The organism is Vibrio sp. Vb1554, assembly GCF_033344235.1.
In genome coordinates, this window is record NZ_JAWPOJ010000411.1 from 1 (window position 1) to 1,082 (window position 1,082).

Here is a 1,082-nt window from a genome sequence, read left to right on the forward strand (position 1 = left end):
TAAACTACCAGTGGTATTGGTACTAGCGGGGCTTCTTTCTGCCTGTGGTTTTCACCTTCGTGGCGAGTATTCCGTTCCGGAAGAGCTGCACACCATGTCATTCTCTAGCTACGATGAATACAGCAAACTCACACGCTATGTACGCTCTCAGCTGCAACTCAACAAAGTTGACCTAGTTCAGCCGTCATCTTCGGTACCAAATCTGCATTTAATCAAAGCAACCATGGATGAGCGCACGCTCTCGCTTTACCAAAACAGTCGTGCGGCAGAAAAAGAGTTGACTTACGTGGTGCAATATCGCGTCACAATTCCAGGGTTTGGCTCAAAAAATTTCACCACAACCGTGAACCGCAACTACCTAGACAACCCGTTAACGGCATTGGCAAAATCGGTTGAACGTGACGTAATCGAAGACGAGATGCGTCAACAAGCAGCGAAACAGATGATGCGTCAGCTTGGCCGAATCCGTGCCGAGTACGAAGCGGGGCAAATTGCCGCGCCAACTGAGAAAACAAACTCTTAATCAACATGCGAATTTATGCTGACAAGCTAGCTGACCATCTAGCCAAACACTTAAAGCAGGTTTATCTGATCTTCGGAAACGAACCGCTACTGATCCAAGAAAGCCGCCAAGCGATTCAAAAAACCGCTCTACAACATGGTTTTGAAGAAAGACACCGTTTTGCTGTCGATGCAAGTTTAGATTGGAACCAAGTGTATGACTGCTTTCAAGCTCTGAGCTTATTTTCTAGTCGACAACTCATTGAGCTTGAGATCCCAGAAAGTGGTGTCAACACAGCCATCAGCAAAGAGCTACAGACCCTGTGTGACATGCTGGATGATGACATCATGCTAGTGATCGTCGGAACGAAGCTGACTAAAGCGCAAGAAAATGCCAAATGGTTTAAAGCACTGAATGCCAAAGGCGACTGGGTCAGCTGCTTAACGCCGGATCTTCAGCGTTTGCCTATGTTTGTGCAAACGCGCTGCCGCGCATTGGGTTTAAAGCCCGATCAGCAATCCTTACAGATGTTGGCACAGTGGCATGAAGGCAACTTATTTGCACTTTCTCAGAGTCTAGA

General features: G+C 47.2%; 2 protein-coding genes. Both read left to right on the plus strand.

Annotated elements, in window-relative coordinates:
- A partial coding sequence (lptE, locus tag R8N28_RS26685; protein WP_318183852.1) for an LPS assembly lipoprotein LptE occupies positions 1-523 on the plus strand: 523 nt, incomplete at its 5' end.
- Between the two features lie 5 nt (positions 524-528).
- The coding region (gene holA / locus R8N28_RS26690; protein WP_318183853.1) for a DNA polymerase III subunit delta at positions 529-1,082 on the plus strand (554 nt) is incomplete at its 3' end.